The 18578-nt window shown below is 70.9% G+C and carries 9 protein-coding genes; 3 read left to right on the top strand and 6 right to left on the bottom strand.

Annotated elements, in window-relative coordinates; all coding sequences use genetic code 11:
* On the bottom strand, positions 1-375 hold the full coding sequence (locus ABH920_RS25385) for a hypothetical protein (protein ID WP_370351622.1): 375 nt from the start codon (positions 373-375) through the stop codon (positions 1-3).
* A 278-nt stretch (positions 376-653) separates the two neighbouring features.
* On the opposite strand from ABH920_RS25385, the gene ABH920_RS25380 reads away from it, so the two are divergent.
* From ABH920_RS25380 to ABH920_RS25370, 3 genes are all read left to right on the top strand, one after another.
* On the top strand, positions 654-2273 hold the full coding sequence (locus ABH920_RS25380; protein ID WP_370351621.1) for a M4 family metallopeptidase: 1620 nt from the start codon (positions 654-656) through the stop codon (positions 2271-2273).
* A 183-nt stretch (positions 2274-2456) separates the two neighbouring features.
* Entirely contained in the window at positions 2457-3671 is a 1215-nt protein-coding gene (locus tag ABH920_RS25375) for an alpha/beta hydrolase (protein WP_370351620.1), read from the top strand.
* A 62-nt stretch (positions 3672-3733) separates the two neighbouring features.
* Positions 3734-4453, top strand: a complete 720-nt coding sequence (locus tag ABH920_RS25370) for a Clp protease N-terminal domain-containing protein (protein ID WP_370351619.1) — start codon at positions 3734-3736, stop codon at positions 4451-4453.
* 73 nt (positions 4454-4526) lie between these two features.
* Here the strand turns inward: ABH920_RS25370 and ABH920_RS25365 are convergent, their stop codons facing one another.
* The 5 genes from ABH920_RS25365 to ABH920_RS25345 all read right to left on the bottom strand — a co-directional run bounded on the left by ABH920_RS25365 (position 4527) and on the right by ABH920_RS25345 (position 18121).
* The gene (locus tag ABH920_RS25365) at positions 4527-5447 is read right to left on the bottom strand and encodes an NAD-dependent epimerase/dehydratase family protein (RefSeq protein WP_370351618.1); all 921 of its coding nucleotides are present in this window, start codon (positions 5445-5447) and stop codon (positions 4527-4529) included.
* A 59-nt stretch (positions 5448-5506) separates the two neighbouring features.
* Entirely contained in the window at positions 5507-6664 is a 1158-nt protein-coding gene (locus ABH920_RS25360; protein WP_370351617.1) for a glutamate-cysteine ligase family protein, read from the bottom strand.
* A gap of 1636 nt (positions 6665-8300) precedes the next feature.
* The gene (locus tag ABH920_RS25355) at positions 8301-13841 is read right to left on the bottom strand and encodes a carboxyl transferase domain-containing protein (protein WP_370351616.1); all 5541 of its coding nucleotides are present in this window, start codon (positions 13839-13841) and stop codon (positions 8301-8303) included.
* A 24-nt stretch (positions 13842-13865) separates the two neighbouring features.
* Positions 13866-16775, bottom strand: a complete 2910-nt coding sequence (locus ABH920_RS25350; RefSeq protein ID WP_370351615.1) for an AAA family ATPase — start codon at positions 16773-16775, stop codon at positions 13866-13868.
* Between the two features lie 74 nt (positions 16776-16849).
* Positions 16850-18121, bottom strand: a complete 1272-nt coding sequence (locus ABH920_RS25345; RefSeq protein ID WP_370351614.1) for a cation:proton antiporter — start codon at positions 18119-18121, stop codon at positions 16850-16852.
* Positions 18122-18578 lie beyond the last annotated feature (457 nt).

Genomic DNA, 18578 nt, shown 5'->3' with positions numbered 1-18578 from the left:
TCACGGTCCCGATCGGATCGTGAACCCCAGCACCTGCTTGCTCAACGCCAGGCTCGCAGCAGGCTGATCCGCATCGGCCGGGCAGTCCACGAACGCCACGCGCACCGCGCCGACCGTCACCACGTAGCTGTACGCGTCACGGCAGCGCGTCGGCGGTCGTGACCGGCCCGCCTCGGCGGCGATCCGGGGGTCGGCGGCCAGCGTCTGGATCCGGGTGTTCTGCTCCGGCGTCAGTTCGCCGGTGCGCCGGATTCCGCCCTTGTTCGTGGCGGTCCACGATCCGTGCGGGGCGACGTCGATGATGTCCTTGACGCCGGCGAAGCCGCCGGTGCGCTCGACCGTGATGTTCGGTGCCGGATCGGTGTCCTGGCTCAAAGATGTCAGCTCTCTGACTGTGCTTTGTTCGTATACTGGCATCGGTCTCCCGCCGCCGCGCGGCTTCCTCGGTGATTGTCATGAAATGGCAAAGAGTCTGCCATCCGCCGAATCCACCCTTTGTTCACTATTGACCCGCATCAGGGTACAGCGATACGTTCCGCGACAGCCATCAGGATTCTGAAGATTTTCTGAAGGCCTGCGCGTTCGGGCCGCGCCGCGGGCGGTTCGAGCACGCTTCCCCACCACTCGCCTCGTCTTACGCGAAAGGAATGGCCGTGAGACAACGCAACCCCCTTGCCAAGCGCCGAAGCATCCGGCGTCTGGCTGTCGGCTTCACCGCCGGGGCGACTGTCCTGGCGATGTCCACCACGATGGCGGCGTATGCCAACGCGTCGCCGTCACACCGGGACGGCTCCGCCGCCTCCCCCGCCGCGATCCAGGCTCTGGCCGCGCGCTCCGCCGACGCCCTGGTGGCCACCCACCCGGCGTTCCTGATGGCGACCGCGCACGACCAGTTCCAGCGGCAGCAGGTCGTCACCGCGCAGGGCACGCAGTATGTCCCTTACCTGCGCACGTATTCGGGCCTGCCCGTGGTCGGCGGCGACTTCGTCATCGTCACCGACAGCGCCGGGCACACCGTGTTCCACTCGGTCGCCCAGCAGCACCCGATCGGCGCGCTGTCCACCACGCCGAAGCTGAGCGCGGCCAGGGGCGCGGCGGTGGCCGAGCACCAGCTGAAGAAGGTGTCGAAGGTCGAGTCCACCAAGCTGGTGGTGTTCGCTCTGGGCACAGGTCCGGCCGCACTGGCGTGGGAGACCACGGTGGACGGCATCGGCGGCGACGGCGTCAGCCGGCTGAGTGTGGACGTCGACGCGGCCACCGGACGTGTGCTGCACACGCAGGAGCACGTCACGGAAGGCACCGCGAACGCGGTGTGGAACGGCCCGGAGCCGCTGAGCATCGACACCACGAACTCCGGCGGGACGTACTCGCTGCAGGACCCGAACGTCAGTGGTCTGGCCTGCCAGGACGCGGCGACGAACACCACGTTCACCAAGTCCACCGACTCCTGGGGCATCGGGGACGCCACCGACCGTGAGACGGCGTGCGCCGACGCCCTCTACAGCGCCCAGACCGAGAACCACATGCTGTCGCAGTGGCTGGGCCGCAACAGCTTCGACGGCAACGGCGGGGCCTGGCCGATCCGGGTCGGCCTGGACGACGTCAACGCCTACTACGACGGCTCGGAGGTCCAGGTCGGGCACAACACCGCGGGCCAGTGGATCTCGGCGATGGACGTCGTGGACCACGAGATGGGCCACGGCATAGACGACCACACCCCCGGCGGCATCTCCAACAACGGCACCCAGGAGTGGATAGCCGACGTCTACGGCCAGTCGAGCAAGTACTTCGCGAACGAGCCCTCCCCGTACGCGGTCGTGGACTGGGTGGTCGGCGCCGAGGTCAACCTCGAGGGCACCGGCCCGATCCGCAACATGTACGACCCCTCGCAGGTCAACGGCGACCCGGACTGCTACTCCGACGCCATACCGGGCGACGAGGTCCACCAGGCGGCCGGCCCCGGCAACCACTGGTTCTACCTGCTGGCCCAGGGTTCCAACCCGAGCACCGGGCCGACCAGCCCGACCTGCGACGGCTCGACCATCACCGGCATCGGCGTGGAGAACGCGCTGAAGGTCCTGTACAACGCCCAGCTGATGAAGAACTCCGACAGCTCCTACCTGACCTACCGCACCTGGACCCTGCAGGCCGCGATCAACCTGGACCCGACCTGCGCGGAGTTCAACGCGGTTCAGGCCGCGTGGAACGCGGTGAGCGTGCCGGCGCAGTCCGGCGACCCGACGTGCACAGGCGGGAGCGCCGTTCGGCGATGACCTCGGTGTGACCTCAGCATGCTGATACATCGACCGGAAGGATGAAGGGACGCATGCCCGTCGCCTGCGGCGGCGGGCATGCGATGACTGTGCTCGGATTGTGAACAGCCGGTGTGACGCTTCGGGTTCGGCCACTACAGCCACTACAGCCACCACGGCCACCAACCCGGTCAGGAGCACTGCGTGAAACACCGGCTTGCCATCGCCGCGGCGACGTTCGCCGCCGCCTCCCTCACCGCCGCCGGCGCGCTCGTCCAGCCCGCGGCCGCCCACACCGCCCGCACCGCCGCCACCGCCGCCACCGACCCGTCCGGTCCGCCCGCCCTGTCCGACGGCTTCGGCCTGACACAGGTCACCGACCCGTCCCTGTCGAACCCCGGACTACCCGCCCCGACCGCCACCGACTTCACGATCTCGGTGACCTCAGCGCAGGTCGCCGACGACCCCGGCATGGTCGGCCACCACATCCGCATCACCCTGCCGTCCGACTACTACAGCGATCCCGGCAAGCGGTACCCCGTCCTGTACCTGCTCGACGGTTCCCCGGGCGACCCCTGCGACTACTTCGGCAGCGCCGGATTCCCGGGATTCAACGCGCTGAAGGGCACGTCGGGGATGATCGTCGTCATGCCCGACGGCGGCGCGCGCGGCTGGTACTCCAACTGGCGTGACCAGTCCACCGCGGCCGGCGCCCAGAACTGGGAGAACTTCGAGACCCAGCAGGTGATCCCGTTCGTCGACGCCAACCTGCGCACCGTCGCGGACAAGCAGCACCGCGCCATCGCCGGCGTCTCCATGGGCGGTTTCGGCGCGCTCCACCTCGCGCAGCTCCACCCGGACCTGTTCAGCCAGGTGGCGTCCTTGTCAGGGGACGCCGACCTGTCCCGCGACGAGATGGTCCTACGGGAGATCGTCGTCGCCTCGCTCACCGACGCGCAGGGCGCGCTGCCGGTCATCAGCAGCGGCATCCTGCCCGGCGTCACCGACTGGAGCGCGTGCCACGCGGTGAACGACCCCTACCAGCCGGCCGTCAGCAGCGACGCGCTTTTCGGCTCGCCGTATCCGGTGTCGACGACACCGCCGTTCGACGACTCCCTGTGGATCGCCGCCGATCCGACGGAGAACGCCCCGGCGTTCGCCGGGATGGGCGTCTCCATCTACGTCGGCAACGGCAACGGGCCGACCGGGGACTACCGGGAATGGTGGCTGGAGAGCTCGTCCCAGCACTTCGCCGCCGCTCTGACCGCGGCAGGTCAGCAGCCGTACTTCAAGGACTACGGCAACGGCGCCGGGTGGGGACACTGCGACGGCGGCCATGACTCCTCGTGCTGGGACCAGGACCTGGTCGACCTGATTCCGCGGCTGCGGCAGGCCTTCGGGATCTCGAACGCCGGCTGAGCGCACCCGGGAGCGTCAATTTCAGGTTGACACTCCCGTATCGTCAATCTACAGTTGACGGCATGAGCCCCCTCAACATCAGCCTCGCCGACCTGATCGCCCGTCTCGACGCCGAAACGCCCGACGCCGACCACCTGGCCCGGGTCAGCGAGGCCCAGCTGCGCAACCGGACCCTGACCGACCTCGGCGACCAGCTCGTCGACTACTACGTCGGCAAGGCCAAGGAGGCCGGCGCCTCCTGGAGCGAGATCGGCGACGCCATCGGGGTGAGCAAGCAGGCCGCTCAACAGCGCCGCCGGCCCAACACCTTCGAGCGGTTCACGGACCTCAACCGGCACGCCATCGTGCTGGCGCAAGAGGCCGCGCGGACGTCCAAGCACGACACCATCGGCACCGAACACCTGCTGCTCGGCCTGCTCGGCGAGCCGCGCGGCACGGCTTGTCAGCTGCTGGTGGCGCAGGCCGGGTCGCAGAAGGCGGTCCGCGACGCGATCGAGGCGGTGTTGCCGCCGGCCGGCCGAAAGGCGCCGCGGGGCCACATCCCCTTCCGGCCGGAGAGCACGACCGCCATCAAGCTGGCGTCCGGCGTGGCGGCCGAGCTCGGCACCGGCTGGGTCGGCACGGAGCACTCGCTGCTCGGGTTGATCCGCACGGAGGAGGGCCTGGCCGCAGGGATTCTGCGCGATCTGGGCTTCTCGGCGGACGGACTGTTCGAGACGGTCAAGGCGCATCTCGTCGAGCTCGCCGAGGCGGCGGAGTCGTCCGCCTCGCGTGGCAAGTAAGGACCGGTCGTTGAGCGGCTGAGCCCGGTGAACTCGACGAGTCCACCGGGCGCTGCCGTCGAGTCGGCTGCTGTCACCGCTGTGCCGCGTCCCAGCAGTCGCCGATGATCCGCTCCAGACTGGAGAAAACCGGCGACCACCCCAGTTCGGTCCTGGCCCGAGTGATATCGGCCCGAAGCTCCGGGACCTCGGGCGTCTGCGGGTTGTGCCGGACGGGGATCTCCCGACCGGTGACGGTCCGCGCCACGTCGATGATCTGGGCGACGCTGGCCGGGGTGGCGCCGATGTTGTAGACCGCGAACGTGCCCGGCTGCGCTCGTGTCAGGGCTCTGATGAAGGCGTCGGCCACGTCGGCGAGGTGGACGTAGTCGCGGATCGCGGTGCCGTCGCCGTTGACGGCGAGGTGGTCGGACCGGCCGGCGGCGACGGCGAGCGTCTGGGGGATGATGCGGGTCAGGTCGGGCTCGGGGCGGCCGTCGACCGCGCCGGCGATGTTGAAGGCGCGCAGGCTCACTCCCGCGATGGTGCCTTGGGCGGCGGCTTCGCTCACCGCGGCGTCGGCGGCGAGCTTCGTCGCGCCGTACGGGCTGCTCGGGGCGGGGTCGCAGTCCTCGTTGACCGGCTGGTTCGCGGGGGTGCCGTAGACCGCGGCGGTGGAGGCGTGGACGAAGGGCATGACGCGTCCGGTATCCGCCACGGCCGCGAGGAGGTTGCGTGTGCCGACCGTGTTGATCGTGGCGTAGGTGTCGGGCTGGTCGAACGACTCGCGGACCCGGGTCAGCGCGGCGAGGTGGACGACAGCGTCGGCGCCGTCCACCGCGGCCTTCAACCGGCTCGGGTCACGCAGGTCCGCGACGACGAGGCTCACTGCGGTGGCGGGGCGTGGCCGGTTCGGGCGCGTGGTCATGGCCACCACCTCGTGGCGGGCTTCGAGCAGGGCCCGGGTCACCGCGTGTCCGACGTAGCCGAACGCCCCTGTGACCAGCACCCGCACGGTCGCCTCCTCGCTTGGCCTCAGGGCTCGATGATGTCACGCCACCGCGAGAGAGCGGACTACCGCCCGCGACGCGCCGCCTCCGCGATGACGCTGTCGTCGGCCACCTCCTCGATCGCGGCCATGCGTACCAGGTCACGCAGCGTTCCGCCGCTCTGGACCAGTACCAGCTGGCGCTCGGCGCCGGTGCGCCGGACGCGCAGGGCCGCCATCAGTTCCGTGACGAGTTCGACGTCGCCCGCCGCCTCCAGTCCCGGGCGGGCGCGGTCGAGCAGCAGCTGAAGACAGGCGCTCATCGGGAGGGCGGTGCCCGTCAGGGGACTGATTCCGGGGCCGGTCGGGCCGGTGTCGGCGGCCAGGCGGTGGGCCCTCTCGACCTGGCCGCGGCCGATCTGCGGGAAGTAGACGCCGGCTCGGATCTCGGCCAGCAGGGCGGTGCCGAGGCCGCGGGCCAGCAGGACCATCAGCATGATGACGTCGAGGTCCCAGTTGGCGTCCGCGATGCGGATCTCCACGGTCGGGACGTGCTCGGAGGGGCGCGCGTACCAGTACATCATTCTGCGGTCCAGGATCTTGCCGTCCGAGACCCAGGAGTCCATCTGCCGGGCGTAGACCGACTCGGTCAGGATCGGCGCCGGACGAGCTTGCGGCCAGCTGCCGAAATCGAAGTGGCGCCACGACAGGCAGCCCCGGTGCCGACCGCCCGCGAACGGCGAGTTCACACACAGCGCCTGAAGGATCGGCAGCCACGGCCGGAGGTGGTTGGTCAGCGCGAGCGCCTCGGACCAGGCGAGCGTCCCGAGGTGCACGTGGCAGCCGTTGGGCTCGGCGCGCATGCGGTGCAGGACAGACTCGAAGCGGCGCCCTATCTCCCGATAGCGCCCGGTGTCGAACACCGGCAGCGGCCAGTCGTTCAGCACCGCGCTCCCGGCCGCGACGAGCACGCACCCCGACGACGCCGCGAACGCCGCACCGGTCCGCCGCAGGAACACCAGCTCGGCCCGCAGATCCGCCGCCGAGGCGTGAGGCGTGGAGACCAGCTCGACCTGGCTGGCGAACAGCTCCGCCTGCACCCGCTCCCCCAGCACCGCCGCAGCACCGGCGACCACCTCACCGGCACGCGACACCGCCCGCAGCGACTCCCTGTCGGCGAGATAGAACTCCTCCTCCACACCGATCGTGAGGACCTGATCGACCGAGATGTGTGACGCAGACACCGAACACCGTCCCTTTCCTGATCATCACGGACGGGCCAGGCCGCGCGGAGAGCGGCGGGACAACGACACGACGCCTCCGCACGCGCACCTGAAGGCGCACGCACAAGTCTGCCCATCTCGTACCATCTCGTACCCCGCACAGCTCCCCGCCCGCCGGAAGCGCCGCCCGGACCGGGCAGCCCGGGCGCGGATATCAGCCCGCTGATGTCAATACGGGCGCGGACTCTGCGGTTCAACGGAACGGGCGGCCGGACGCGGGTCGGCGGCCGGGAATGACGCAACACGCAACTTGGGACGGCGCGGGGAGGGGAGGGGCGGGAGGGGCTGGTGGGGTGGCGTCCCCCAGCGAGGTCACCAAACCTTAGGCGAAGCCGAAAATGATGGCGCCCCTGCTTGATGTGTGGCTGTGGGTGGCTGGGGTGTGGTGGGTGCGTCGAGTGCGGTTTGTTGGTGGGTTTTAGGAGCTTTTTACGGCTTCGCAGGGCTTTAAGAAGGATCCGCTGGGTGGCGCAGTTCGGTGGCGTGCCTGGGGACGCGCTGGCGGCCGGCGGTTGTTCGTGTGCACGACCGCGCACCGGTCCGAGTCACTGCGCACACGTCAGGTGGGCGGGTGGCGGCCGCGTGTGGTGGGCACCTGAAAGTCAAAGACAAGGCCTCCGGCGGCGCCTGCGCGGCGAGCGGCCTCGCTCCGGGGATGGGGGGCCGCGCTGTTGGGCGCCGGACGTTGCTTGTGGTCGCCTGTGTCCCGGGTTCCCCGTCACGTCGTCGCCTGGAAGGAAGCAGACCGGTCCGGTGGTATCAAGTCGGATCACACGCTGCTGTGGTGCAGCCTCGTGCGACTTGACACCACCGGCCCGGTCAGCTTGGCTACGCCCGCCGACGCGACGGGGAACCCGGGACAACCCCGGCCTGTGGGAAGGATTCCCGCGTCTTGGGCACGCCACGTCACCATCCGCAGGTGTGCGCACCCGAGTGGACCCCGTCCACACCACAGGTGGGGTTGTCCCGGATCCCTCGTCGCTGTCGGCGGTGCTTGCACAACCAGCCCGGACTGGCGGGGTCAAGCCGGACGCAGCTCGACCACAGCAGCGTGCGATGCGGCTGGACACCGCCAGGCCGGGATGGTTCCCTCCGGGCGACGTCAGCGACGAGGGATCCGGGACTCGGCGACCAACACACGAACCGCCGCCGACGCGGGGGGTTGGGGATCCCTCAGAGTCTCGAGTGCCCCCGCCGGAGGCGCCTGCCCTTGACTTCAGGCACCCACCACGCCCAACGATCGCCGCCTACGCAACGCATGCGCAGTGACTCGAACCCGCGCGCGGTCGTGCCCAGCATCACCGCCAGCCGCCAACGCAACCAGCGGCACACCACCGAACTGCGCCACCCAGCGGATCCTTCTTAAAACCCTGCGAAGCCGTCAAAAAAAGCCCTTGACTGTCAACCCACCAACAAACCGCACCCGCCACCAGCACCCACACATAGGTCAGCAGCGACTAAATAATGCCTGCGACCCGCAACCTGCCCGGTACGGCACGGCACAGCACCCACCCATGAGTCAGAAGACCCAGCTGCAAAGACCAGCGCGCCACCATGCGAGCGCGCTGGCCCCGCCTTCATTCCTCATCGCTGCGAATCAAACTCGCGACTCAGCTCCCGCCAGCCGCGCCGCGATCGCCTCGACCGCGTCGATGATCGACGGCCGCAGCTCGGCGGCCTTGATCACGGCGTCTACCGAGCCCACTTCGACGGCGCGCCTGATGTCGTGGACGCGGTCGAACTCCGCGGCGACTTCGCTCAGCTTCTCGGCGCGGATCTGGGTGCGGAGTTCGTCGAGTTCGGCTGTCATGGCGGCGCGGTCGGTGCCGGCGGCGGCTGCGGTGCGGGTTTCGAGGCCGCGGATGCGGGGGTCGGCGGCGGTGCGGGCGTCGACGTCGGCGGAGAACACCACGGCGGCGGCGGGGGCGCCGCCGAGGACTGAGGCGTAGGAGCCTTCCAGGGCTAGTACCGTCATGTTCGGGTTCAGGGCCTTGGAGAACACCACGAATGCGCCGCCGTGGTAGCGGGAGATCACGCAGAAGACGATCGGGCCCTGGAAGTTCACGATCGCGCGGCCGATCTCGGCGCCGTATTCGAGCTGGAGCTTGCGCAAGGATTCCGGGGAGCCGTCGAAGCCTGACAGGTTGGCCAGGACCACCAAGGGGCGGTTGCCGCTGGCGGCGTTGATCGCGCGGGCGGCCTTCTTCGAGGAGCGGGGGAAGAGGGTGCCGGCGGTGTAGGAGTCGGGGCCGTCGGCCGGGGGGAAGCCGCGGCGCGGGACCGGCTTGGATTCGATGCCGAGCAAGCAGACCGGGCGGCCGCCGAGGCGGGCGTCCTGGACCACGGCGGTCTCGGCGTCGGCCATGCCGGCCCAGCGCTCCAGAACCGGGTGGTCCTGGTCGGACAACGCCCGCATCACGGTCCTGATGTCGAACGCCTTCTTGCGCTCCGGGTTCGCGGCAGCGGAGAAGATGTCGCCGACCGTCTTGAAGTCGCTGCCCTCGATCGTGTGGGGGAAGCCGGATACATCGCGGTCATGCGGGTCGTCGGTAGTGGCGCGGCGAGGGGTGGTCTCGCCGGGAGCGATGTACGTGTGGTCGTAGTGCGCCATCAGCAGATCGCGCGCGGCGGCGAGGTCGGGGGCCCAGTACTGCGCCTGCCCGTTGGGGCCCATCACGCGGTCGTAGCCGCCGATGCCGAAGTTGTCCTCGGCCGAGACGCCGCCGGAGAAGTCCAGCGCCTGCTTGCCGGTCAGCACCATCGCAGAGTCCGGAGTCATGACCAGCACACCGCGCGTGTGCATCAGCATCGTGGCCTCGGCGTTCCAGTACGGCTGCGCCCCGACGTTGACGCCCGCCGAGACGATGTTGATCTCGCCGCCGGCCTGGGTGAACTCCACGATCCGCTTCAAGGCCGCGGCGACCCAGTCCATGTTCTCGGTGCCCGACTCCATGGAGATGCGCGCGCCAGCCGACAGCGCGTACCACTCCAGCGGCACTGCCATGCGCTCGGCCAGATCCAGCGCGGCGATCACCCGGCGGCACTCCGGTTCGGAGAGCGCACCGAGGGATTTGGTGGGGTCGCCGAGCAGAAGGACCCGGGTGACGCCCTCGGGATAGCGCTCGGTCGGAGTGTTGACAACACCGGCAACGATCGCCGCCCGGTTACCGCCCTTCGGACGCGACACCGGCACCAGCGCGTGCTCGTCGTCGAGATCGTACTCACTGAAGTCGCCCAGCAGAGTAGTCAGCTCGTAGGGGTAGACCGTGTTGCGGGCGGCAGCGCGAAGGACCTTCTGGCGGTAGCCGTCAATGGGTTCGATGAGCTCGCTGGAAGGAGCCTCGACAGTCAGCTCCCGACCACCGGCCGGGTCAAAGGAGACGCGCATCGCCACCTTCGTCAACGCACCCGTGAGCGGATCCCCAGTGCGGCCGATGAACAGGATCTCCTCCAGCCCGGCCCCGTCGGTCGTCGGAAGAACACGCGTGGCGATGGCCTCCAACTCCGAGCGGGAGAAGACAATCGGCGGCCAGACGTACACCACGATCCGGTTCGTATTCGCGCGGTGCTTCGACGACCGCCGCGCCCGAGCATTCCGAATCGAGTCCACGCACGCAGCGACGGCGTTCTCCGCGGTCGGGAGCGCGACCAGGCGGCCGTCGTCGTCCCGCAGCCCGGTCAGATCGCGGATCTGGGTGAAGGCGATGAGCCGGTCGTCGGCGGCGTTCTCACGGGCCACGCACTGGAACAGCTGGACATCCTCGTCGGAGGACGGCAGCCGGGTCAGGTCGAACTTGCTCAGCCGCTCGATCTGCATGCGCTGCGCGATATAGGGGTGCAGGCCGCGAATCAAGCGGTCCTCGCGGAGCCCCTCAGCCGACGGACGGAAGGTGACGTGGTGGTGCGTCACCGAGCCGCGATGGCCGGCGACGGTCGTGGTGAGGCGACGGATTCCGGGCGGCAGCGGGAGCTCGGTGACGGCGTCGTAGAGAGCGGCGGCCATCGTGTCGTCATCAGCAGGCTGCTTCTCCCAGGACAGATACACGTCGGCGTCCACCGGCGGTTCCTGGTCGCCGGCCACCTGCGCCAAGCCCTCCAGCGCGCGCCCGAGGTCTTCGAAGCGGACCGCGACCGACACCATCCGGGCATCGACACGGTCGGCGACCACGAACCGGCAGCCGACAGCATCAGTGGTGCGGATGCCGGTCAGACCGGTGTTCCCGTAGTACCGCCGGGTCAGGACCTCCAGCATCACCGTGTTGTCCAGACCGGCGCGGACCAGGCGCTGGCCGAGCAGGCGGACCAGCGGCTCGGTGCTGCTCACCATCTCCGCGATCCGGTCGGCGCGATCAGCAGCGTGCGGGTTCTGGTCCAGGTATCGCAGATGCCTGCGAACCCGGTCGTAGACGAGCGCCCGGCGCCGGCGCAGGAACGGCTGCCCGAGCCAGGCGAACACCACGCCGCGCGCCAAGTCGCTGACCACCGGGAAGCGAACCTGCGTGGCGGCCACCAGGTGCTCCAGCGCGAGCCCGACCCGCCGGCGCAGCGCCTCCGGCGGCGGCGCCTCCCGCAGCCACGTGCGCAGCAGGGCCGCGACGGCGGCGGCGTCGGAGGCGGCACGCTGCTGGGCCAGGAAGATGCGGAACACCGCGGCCTGCAGGTCCGGGCCCGGCTCCAGATCCGGCACGCCGTAGTGCGCCAGCGCCTTGGAGAGCTTGGCCTGGAACGCCGCCGGGAGCCCGGCGCGCTCGACATCAAGGCTCTGCAGATATGTGTGGAAGTACTCGCGGGCGCTGTGGACATGGCCCTGGTTGTGGCCGCCGAACTCCTCCCCCGCCGGGCGGTTGCGGCTGAGCTCGGCCAGGTCGGCGAAGACCTCGATGAGCGCGACCTCGGCGGCCAGCGGACGGTCGCCGGCTTCGACGGCCGCTTCCCGCGCGGCGAGGTAGTCGTCCAGGACGCGGCGCTCGTCGTGCGGGTCGACGTCGTAGCCGAGCAGCAGGCCGCGCAGGTCCTCCTGGCCGCGGACCAGGCGCCGGGCGGTGGGGACGGCGTCGGGTTCGGCGGGCAGGTCCAAAGCGGCCAGCGCGGCGGATCCGGCACCATCAGAGGCGACAACGGAGGCGTCGACAGCAGCAGAATCAGAGTCCTCATCAGGCGCGGGCTCCAAGCGCAGCAGAGCCTCCCCGGCCTGCACCTGACTCCCCACGGCCGCCGCGAGCTCCACCAACCGCGCCCGGAACGGCGCGCGCAGCACCGTCTCCATCTTCATGCTCTCCAGCACGAGCACCGGCGCCCCGGCCTCGACCAGTTCCCCGACCCCGGCCGGCGAAGCCACCACCAGCGCCGGAGCCGGGGACCGGACGACGCCGCCCTCGTCCCGGCTCACCCGGTGCCCGACGCCGTCCACCTCGACCAGGTGGACCGGGCCGTGCGTGGCGGTGAGCAGGCGGTGCCGCCGGCCGTTGACCGTGATCCGGCCCAGGTGCTCGTCGAAGCGCTCGATCTCGACGTCGGCGGTCTGGACCGCGTCGGCTTCGGACCCTGATTCGATCAGCACGCGGAACCGGTGCGCGTCGATCCGCGCGACGCGCACCCGGTGGCCCGCGCCGCGCAGCTTCAGATCCAGCGGACGGCCGCTGTCATGGCGCACCTGCGGACGGCCGCCGGCGGCGGTGTCCAGCAGCCGGCGCCGCTCAAGGGCCTCGGCCTCGCCGTACGCCTCGATGGCGGCGGCCGCGAGCGCGACGCCGCTGTGCCGGTGCCGGACCAGGCCGCCGGCCGCGCGGACCCGGTCGATCCAGCCGGTGTCGGCGCTGCCGTCGACCACCTCGGGCCGGTCCAGCAGCTCCAGTACGAAGCTCTTGTTGGTGGCGCCGCCCTCGATCACGACCGTGGTCTCAGCCATCGCCTGACGCAGCCGGCCCAGGGCCTGCTCGCGGTCCCGGCCGTAGGCGATGATCTTCGCGATCATCGAGTCGAAGTCGGCGGGGATGACGTCGCCGACGCCGACCCCGGTGTCGACCCGGATGCCCGGTCCGGCCGGCAGGTCCAGCCGGACGATCCGGCCCGGCGCGGGGGCGAAGTCGCGGTCCGGGTCCTCGGCGTTGAGCCGGGCCTCGATGGCGTGCCCGCGCTCGGCCGGCGCCAAGCCGTCCAGAGTGCCCCCGGAAGCCACGTGCAGCTGGGCCCAGACCAGGTCGAACCCGGTGGTGCACTCGGTGATCGGGTGCTCGACCTGGAGCCGGGTGTTCACCTCCAGGAACGCGAACGACCGGCTCCCGGGGTGGTACAGGAACTCGACGGTCGCCGCGCCCCGGTAGCCGACCGCCAGCGCCAGCCGCTCGGCCGAGGCCTTCAGGTCGGCGGCCTGCTCCGGTGCCAGGACCGGCGAGGCGGACTCCTCGATGATCTTCTGGTTGCGGCGCTGCACCGAGCAGTCGCGGACGCCCAGCGCCCAGGCCGTGCCCTGGCCGTCGGCGATCACCTGCACCTCGACGTGCCGGGCCCCGGTCACCAGCTGCTCCAGGAACACCACGCCGGAGCCGAAGGCGCGCGCCGCCTCAGCGCTGGTGCGCTCATAAGCATCGACGAGTTCTGACTCGTCGGTGATCACCCGGATGCCGCGTCCGCCGCCGCCGGCGGTGGCCTTCAGCATCAGCGGGTAGCCGATGCGGGCCGCCGCCTCGATCGCGGCCGGCAGCGTCTCCACCGCGCCGCGGCTCCACGGCGCCACCGGGACGCCGACCTCCTCGGCCAGCAGCTTCGCGCCGATCTTGTCGCCGAGCTGGCGCATCGCGTCCGCGGACGGCCCGATGAAGGTGACGCCGATCCGGTCGCAGAGCTCTGCGAACGCCGGGTCCTCGGCGACGAAGCCCCAGCCCACCCAGGCCGCGTCCGCGCCGGAGGCCACCAGCGCGCGCTCCAGGATCTCCAGGTTCAGATACGGCCGGGCGGCGGCCGGACCGAGGTCGTGGGCGATGTCGGCTTCGCGCACGAACGTGGCGGCCCGGTCGACGTCGGTGTACAGGGCGACGGTCTCGATCCGCTCCCCGGTCTGGGCGGCCAGTCCCCGCACGGCTCGGATGAGCCGCATCGCGGGCTCCCCGCGGTTGACGATGGCGACACGCTTGAACACGTTACGGACCTTCCTCGGGGTGGATCAGGAAACGAGTTCGGGCAGGCACGCGCGGAGCTGGGTGCGGCGGCAGATGCCGAGTTTCCGGTAGGAGCTGGTGAGGTGCTGTTCGACGGTGCTGACCGTGATGAACAGCTTCCGGGCGATCTGCTCGTTCGTGGAGCCGCGCGCGGCCAGTTCGGCGACCCGCCACTCCGCCGTGCTGAGCCGGCGGGCCGGGGATGCCAGGGATGCTGAGGAGTCCGGCGAGCCCTGAGGGGATGTAGAGGTCTGAGACGCCGTGGAGACGGTGGAGACCGTTGACGCGCTCAGAGACCGCGCGGCCGGTCCTTCGTCGACCGTCAGCGGCGGGGGTTCGGGCAGCGGCACCGCAAGACAGCGTTCTGCCAGTGTCTTGGCCTTCTGCGCGTGCGCCCGAGCCTGGGCGATCTCGCCCACCGACTCGTGCGCCCGGCTCAGATCGGCGAGCGTGTAGGCCAGGTTCAGCGCGTCGCCGCAGCTGTCGAGCGAGGTCGCAGCCTTCTGCAACACCTGCGAGCGTTCCTGCGGACGCAGGGTGGCGGCCAGGGCCCGGTAGGCCAGGCCGCGGGCCCGCGGGTGGTCCGCGGGCAGCAGCGACAGCTGTTCGGCCAGCAGCTCTTCGGCCTGCTCGGACAGGCCTTTGTGCAGATAGGCGCGGGCCGCGTGGACCCGCCACGGCACCGCGGACGGGCAGTCGACGCCCCAGACCTTCAGCAGGTGTCCGGCGGCCAGGAAGTCCTGGACGGCGGCGTCGTGACGGCCGCGCGCCAGGTGGAACTGGCCCCGGGCGTCGAGGTAGGCCGCGCCGCCGAGGGTTCCGAAGGCTGCGCTGGGCACCGGGAAGGCGAGGTGGCTCTCGGCCTCCGCCAGGTCGCCCATCGCCGTGCTGGTGAGCACGAGCAGCGAGAGCGGGATGACGATGGCCGCCCCCCAACCCTCGCGCGGCATCAGTGTGAACGCCGCGTGCGCCTGCGCCTTCGCGTTCGCGAGGTCGCCGCGGCGGTAGTGGATCTCGGCGCGCGCCGCGGTGAACATGGCGTACCAGACGATCCCGTGGGCCTCTCCCATGGAGGCGCGCAGCGCGTCGCACCAGACCGAGGCCTCGTCGAGGCGGTCGGAGTAGACCAGGACCATGAGCGAGGCCAGCGCCGCGGCGGGGCCCGCGATACCCGCGAGGGCCTGGCGCAGGACGAGTTCGGCGGCCGGGACGGTCTCGGTGTGGCCGGCGCCGCGCAGGAGCGCGCCGAGTGCGGCGGCGGCGCGGCTGTCGGGGGTGCCGGGGCCGGCCTGCGCGGAGTCCGCAGGCGCCGCTCCGGGGGTGGCCGCGATGCCGGGGTAGGTGAGCGGGAGCCAGGTGCGCAGCAGCTCGGCGTACCGGACGGCGTCCTGGAGGCCCTGGTTCTGGACGCCCTGAATCTGACCGTTCTGAACGTGGCCGGCCGGGGACTGGGCCGCGTCGCGCAGCCGGGCGATCACCCGCGTCGCCTGCTCCACCTGTCCGTTCCACAGCAGGCTCCGGACGACCGGGACCGACTGCGCGGCGGAGAGCTCGCCTTGTTCGGCGGCGGCGAGCAGATCAGGAAGGTAGCTCTTCACCGCCGCGGGGTTGTGCCGCCACATGACCTCGGCGAGCTTGGCAGCGGTGGCGATCCGGCCCGGCCCGCCGGCGGACTCCCGGTGGGCCCGCTCCAGGTAGCCGATGGCCGCCTCGGGTCTTCCGTCGGCGAGAGTCTGCTCGGCCGCCTCGCACAGCACTTGGCGGGCCCACGGGATCGCCTCGTCGATCCGCATCAGGTGCTCGGCCGTCACCAGGGCCGGGGCGCCTTCCTGGTGCAGCAGCCGGGCCGCGCGCGAGCGCATCGGGTGCCGGTCGTGCTGCGGGATGCTGCGCAGCACCGCCTCCCGGACGCTCGGCTGCCGGAGCAGGTCGTGGTCCAGCAGGGCCCCGACGGCCGGGGACGCGGCGACGTGCCCGACGGCCTCGGGGTCCAGGCCGCACAGCCGCGCGACGACGGTCGGTGACCGGAACTCCCCCAGCGTGGCCGTGGCCTGTGCGATCTCCAGGACCACCGGCTCGGCCCGGTACAGGCAGCTGAGCACCGCGCGGCCGAAGGCCGGGCCGGCCATCGTCCGGCGCGCGGCGGACCCGCTGGCCGCCGCGGGCGAGGAAGTGGACGAGGCGGCGATCGCGCTGGCGCGGTCCTCGGCCAGGGCGTGCACCAGCAACGGCAGGCCGCCGCTGAGCGCGCGGGCCTCGGTGGCGATCCGGCCCGCGGTCTGGAGGTCGAAGTAGTCCTCCAACACCATCGCCACTCCCGTTTCCGAGAGCGGCTCGATGTCCAGCTGGGTGCAGTTCGGCATCCGCAGGAGTTCGGCCTGGATGACCCGCTGGACGCTGTCCCGTCCCATGTCGGGGCAGTAGGTCACGACGAACGACACCGGCGCGCTGTCCAGCCTCCGCATGAGCGTGAGCAGGCACTGCAGCGACTCGGTGTCCATGAAGTGCGCGTCGTCGATCAGGATGATCACCGGCGGGCTGTCGGAGAGACGCTGGAGCGCGCCGTGCAGCAGGCCGAGCGCCGGCGGGGCGGCCTCGCGGCGCGCGCCGGCCCCGCCGACGCTCTCCACCAGCGCGCGGACTTCGAGTTCCGGGCCGTCGCAATGGATCTGACACGCCCTCAGGAGCTGGTCGACGATGCCCAGCGGCTGATAACGCTCCAGGCTCGAGGCGGTGGCGGCCAGGACGGTCGCGCCGGCGCCGGCGGCCTCGCGCGCGAAGGACTCCAGCAGCGCGGTCTTCCCACTGGCCAGCGGTCCGGCCAGGGCGACCAGCCGGCTGCGTCCTGCCAGGCACTCGTTGTGGATCCGGGCCAGGGTTTTCTCTACGACGTCTCGTTCGACCAGCTTATCCATCACGTCTCACCAGTTCGCAGCACAGGGACAAGGGTTGGCTCAGCACCCGACGAATGCCCGCGATCATGGGGATGTCAGGACGGGTCCAGCGCGCCGGTGGCGGCCGCCCGGTCGGGGATCCCCAGCGCCGTGGCGTCGCGCTTGTGGATCGCGGTGATGAGCGGCCCGGTCATGGCGGTGGTGATCAGGGCCATGAGGACCAGGATGGTGAACAGCCGGCCGTCGATGATGCCGGCGCGCAGCCCCACGTTGAGGGCGATGAGCTCGGTCAGCCCCCTGGTGTTCACCAGGGCGCCGATCATGGTGGAGCGCCGGTTGTCCATGCCCGCGAGCCGGGCGGTGGCGTAGCCGGCGGCGAACTTCCCGCCGATCGAGCACACCAGGATCACCGCGAGCAGGGCCAGGTCCTCGCCCTTGAGCGCCCCGATGTTGGTGGTCAGGCCGGTGACGACGAAGAACAACGGCAGCAGCAGTCCGCCGGTCTGCTCCGTGGAGCGCAGCACCTCGGCGTCCGGCGCGCCGTCCGGCTTGGGCATGGCGAGCCCGGCGACGAAGGCGCCGAAGATCGGGTGCAGACCCAGATCCGCGGTGGCCCAGGCGCCGGCCGTGGCGAGCAGCAGGGCGATCGGGACCTGGCTGGCCATCACCGAACCGGGGCGGCGGTTCCACCACTGGAGCGCGGGGCGGACCACCAGGAACATGACCGCGACGAACACCACGAGCAGCAGCGCGGTCTGGGACCAGGACCGGCTCCCGGCGCCCTTGGTGCCGATGAGCGCGACGGCCAGGACCAGCCAGGCCAGGACGTCCATCAGCCCGGCGGCGGCGGTGGCGACGTCGCCGACGACGCTGCCGGCCAGTCCGCGCTCCCGGACGATCGCGGCGAGGACCGGCAGCGCGGTGATCGACGTCGCGACCCCCATGTAGAGCAGGAAGGAGCGGCCGACGGTGTGGTGGCCGTCGAAGGCGCCGACGTGCTCGACGCCCAGCGCCACCGCCGAGCCGAGCGCCAGCGGAACGACCATCGCGCCGATCGCGATCAGCAGCACCGGCCGGCGGTTGTTCCGGATGGACCGCGGCTCGATCTCGTAACCGACCCCGAACATGAAGACCACGACGGCGATCTGGGCGACGACGGACAGGAAGGGCACTGCGTCGGTCGTGAAGAAGCGATGCGACAGGTGGCCCGGGAACCGGCCGAGCAGGCTCGGCCCGAGGGCGATGCCGGCGACGATCTGCCCGACCACGGTCGGCTGCCCGACCCGGCGCGCCAGCGCACCGAAGACGTAGGAGGCTCCGAGGACAAGTGCGATGTCGCCGATGACGTCTGCTGTGACTACATCCATGTTCATATGCCACCCCAACTGGTTGACAGGTCGGCGCGCGGGACGATCGGCGCCGGTACGCGTCCGAAGGCGGAGAGCGGGCCGGGTGTCCGTTCCGCCGCAGACGTCGCGGCCGGCGGCGCGGAGGTCCGAACGGTGGCGGGCGTGGCTGACCCGCCACCCGTGCCCGACCTCGCGGTCGGCTCGGAAGACCCCCGGCACATCGCAGCCCGACTGCTTCGGATCGGCTCCGACCTGCTCTGGGAAGCGCACTTACAGCTCAGGCGAGACACCCCCCGATGCCCGGCGGCGGTCGTGCCGCCGACTTGAGGAAAGCTACCCGCTAGTCAATGTTGAAGAGATTAGCTACCAGCTATCTCGTATCGGGGCCTACAGTTCCGGAACTTGAGGAGGTTTGTCAACTGTCCGTGGCCGTCCTATCCTGTGAAAATTAGCTGACCGCGAATCCGGGATAGCT

This window comes from Catenulispora sp. EB89, from assembly GCF_041261445.1.
GTDB lineage: Bacteria > Actinomycetota > Actinomycetes > Streptomycetales > Catenulisporaceae > Catenulispora.
The sequence above is the reverse complement of the archived record's forward strand: the minus strand, read 5'-3'. Positions and strand labels throughout refer to the sequence as shown.

What these genes read in the sequence shown, in the direction of transcription:
- ABH920_RS25370 (WP_370351619.1), top strand. Translation starts at nt 3,734, where the DNA reads ATGAGCCCCCTCAACATCAGCCTCGCCGACCTGATCGCCCGTCTCGAC.
- ABH920_RS25350 (WP_370351615.1), bottom strand. Translation starts at nt 16,775, where the DNA reads ATGGATAAGCTGGTCGAACGAGACGTCGTAGAGAAAACCCTGGCCCGG.
- ABH920_RS25345 (WP_370351614.1), bottom strand. Translation starts at nt 18,121, where the DNA reads ATGGATGTAGTCACAGCAGACGTCATCGGCGACATCGCACTTGTCCTC.